The organism is Brachyspira sp., from assembly GCF_050873525.1.
In the GTDB taxonomy this organism is placed as follows: Bacteria; Spirochaetota; Brachyspiria; order Brachyspirales; family Brachyspiraceae; genus Brachyspira.
On the sequence record NZ_JBNMIZ010000267.1, the window covers coordinates 1 to 3,109 of the forward strand.

Here is a 3,109-nt window from a genome sequence, read left to right on the forward strand (position 1 = left end):
ATATAATATTTTTATTAAATATAAATCTTAATTCAAGGAGAAAAAATGAAACAGTTTATAGTAGATGCATTTTCAGAACGGATATTTCATGGAAATCAAGCCGCAATATGCGTAATGGATGCATGGCTAACGGATGAGTTAATGATAAATATTGCAAGAGAGAATAATTTTTCCGAGACGGCTTTTACTGTCAAGACAAATGACGGCTACGAGATTAGATGGTTTACTCCTGGCGGCGAGGTGAAACTGTGCGGACATGCTACGCTTGCCACATCGTATGTTCTATTTCATTATTATGAAACGGATAAGAATAATTTGGTGTTTCATTCGTTAAGCGGAGATTTGCTTATCGGGAAAGATGGAGATTATATAGCGATGGATTTTCCTATGCTTCGCTGTCGTGAAATAGAAATAACAAGTTTAATGGCGGAAGCTTTTGGCACGGTGCCGTTGAAAGCGTATATTGATGACAGGCTATTGCTTGTTTACGAAAACGAACAAATTATCCGTAATATGAAGCCCGATTTTGAAAAGGTAGCTTTATTGCATGAACATGGCGTTGCCGTGACATCTGCGGGTAGTAATTATGACTGCGTATCGCGATTTTTTGCGCCAAGATTGAAAGTAAATGAAGACCCAGTAACGGGTTCGGCTCATTGCATGATTGCTCCGTATTGGGGAGAACGATTGGGGAAAAAAATAATTCGCGCATATCAAGCGTCTGAAAGAGGAGGCGAACTATTATGTGAATTGCGTGATGACAGAGTCGTTATTAAGGGGAAAGCCGCTTTATACTCTATCGGAGAATTATGTCTATAAATTCTAGATTAAATATTTAGTAGAAAACGGAGCGGATATTAACATTAAAGATAAAAACGAGAATACCGCTTTGAACTATGCAAGAACTGAAGGGATAAAAGAAGTATTGAGAAAAGCTGAAGCAAAATAAAATTCTATTAATTTTGGATTACTTTATTTTGGACTATCAGCTTTTGCAGAAAAACTATTATAAATCCTATCCAAAAATATTTTGCTTGCAGGAGAAAATACTTGATTCTTTTTCCACACTATATTCATTCGCGGTTTGACTTTCGGCTTAAGAGGAATAAAACAAATATTTTCTGTATTTATATTATTAATCGTAAGAGAATATCCTAGTCCTTCTTTAACCATAAAGATAGAATTATAAACGAGATTTTTAGTAAGAACTATATTCAATTTTTCTATATCGTCATTGAACCATTTCAAAAATTGATTATTATGAGATTTATTTTTTGCGATAGTCGTTGGAATAATCATTGGCAAATTAATCAAATCTTTTTTTTCAATAAATTTCTTTTTGGCGATTTTAGAATCCTGTCTTGCAAGTATTCCCCAAACCTCGTTAGTCGGAATATCGACATAATCGTATAAAGACAAATCAGCGGGTTCTATTAGAATTCCGAAATCTATTAATCCTTTATCTAATTTTTCGGTTATATCTCCGTAATTTCCGCTATTAATATGATATATTATATTTGGAAAATCTTTTCGTATATCTTTTATTATTTTCGCTATCGAACTTATCGCTTCGGTTTCCGCCGCTCCTATATAAATATCGCCTGCAATTATTTTGTCGCTCGATTTGAAATCCTCTCTCGTTTTATCAACCATATCCATTATTTCTTCCGCTCTCTTTTTGAGTAAAACGCCATCGCTTGTCAATTCGATTTTATAATTGCTTCGATTAAAAAGTTTTTTGCCAATATCTCTTTCAAGCATATTTATTTGTCTTGATAGATTTGGCTGAGTTAATCCGAGACGATTAGCCGCTTTGGTTATGCTTCCTTCTCTTGCTGCTATTAAGAAATATTTTAAAGCTCTGAATTCCATCTATATCCTTTTTATGATTATAATATCATAGATAGTAATACTTTTCAAGCATAATTAGTTATAAAACAAAAGTATTTGCTACAAATCATTTAATATTTTAAAATTTAAATCAATAAATAATTAATTTTTTTAAATGAAATCATATTTTTATATTGACTCTGGAGTCGACTCCAATGTTATAATAGTAATACAAAATAAAAAAATAAATTAAAAATGCCTTATGGCAAAGGAGAAACAAAATGTTATACAAAAAATTAGGAAAAACAAATGTTGAAGTTTCGGCAATCGGTTTGGGTTGCATGGGAATGAGCGCTTCTTACGGAACGCCTGACGACAAAGAAAGTCTTGCCGTTTTTGAAAAAGCGATAGAACTTGGAATTAATTTTTTCGACACCGCCGACATATATGGAAACGGATTAAACGAAGAATTGATTTCAAAAGTTTTAACGCGTTATAGAGACAAAGTAATTATAGCGACAAAATTCGGTTTTAGAGTAAACGATAAAGGCGAAAATTATTTGGACGCTTCTCCGAAATGGCTTAAAACCGCGGTTGAAAATAGTTTGAAAAGATTAAAAACGGATATTATAGATTTATATTATGTTCATAGACTCGATAAAAACATTCCCGTTGAAGAAACTATTGGCGCGATGTCCGATTTGGTTAAAGAAGGAAAAATAAAATATATAGGTTTAAGCGAATGTTCGGCTGAAGATTTGAAAAAAGCGAATTCAATTCATACGATTACCGCGCTTCAAAGCGAATATTCGATAATGATGCGAGAACATGAAAAAGAAATTATTCCGCTAACGAAAGAACTTGAAATATCTTTTATTCCTTTCGCTCCGTTGGGACGAGGAATAATAACAAATAAATTCGACATTAAAACCGTTCCTCAAAGCGATTTTAGAATTCGTTTGCCAAGATATCAGGGAGAACATTTGGAAAATAATATGCATTTTGCCGAAGAGTTTGAAGAATACGCGAAGAGTAAAAATACTACCGCATCCGCTCTCGCTATCGCTTGGGTAATTGCAAGAGGCGATAATATAATTCCAATTCCAGGAACTAAAAAAATAAAATATTTGGAAGAAAATATAAAATCAGTCGACTTAAAAATAACGGAAGAAGATTTTAAGCAGATAGACAATATTTTAAATAAGTATCCTAATATTGGAGAAAGATATTCGAGCAGAGAAAATAGTTTTTTGAAGAAATAAGATTTTGGGAATTTAAA

Annotated in this window: 4 protein-coding genes; 3 read left to right on the forward strand and 1 reads right to left on the reverse strand. The window is 32.7% G+C overall.

The features are described 5' to 3' along the window. Positions 1-45 precede the first annotated feature (45 nt). Together ACR0QS_RS12350 and ACR0QS_RS12355 are read left to right on the forward strand one after the other, a co-directional pair. Positions 46-819: a PhzF family phenazine biosynthesis protein gene (locus ACR0QS_RS12350; protein WP_432633754.1), complete on the forward strand. Its 774-nt coding sequence runs from the start codon at positions 46-48 to the stop codon at positions 817-819. 7 nt (positions 820-826) lie between these two features. Beyond that, complete coding sequence (locus ACR0QS_RS12355; protein WP_432633757.1) at positions 827-949, forward strand: ankyrin repeat domain-containing protein; 123 nt, start codon at positions 827-829, stop codon at positions 947-949. A 23-nt stretch (positions 950-972) separates the two neighbouring features. Here ACR0QS_RS12355 and ACR0QS_RS12360 read toward each other — a convergent pair whose 3' ends face one another. After that, positions 973-1,872 (reverse strand): LysR family transcriptional regulator, encoded by a 900-nt coding sequence (locus tag ACR0QS_RS12360; protein ID WP_432633755.1) that lies wholly within the window; start codon positions 1,870-1,872, stop codon positions 973-975. Between the two features lie 239 nt (positions 1,873-2,111). On the opposite strand from ACR0QS_RS12360, the gene ACR0QS_RS12365 reads away from it, so the two are divergent. Then, positions 2,112-3,092, forward strand: coding sequence for an aldo/keto reductase (locus ACR0QS_RS12365; protein ID WP_432633756.1), 981 nt, complete (start codon positions 2,112-2,114; stop codon positions 3,090-3,092). Positions 3,093-3,109 lie beyond the last annotated feature (17 nt).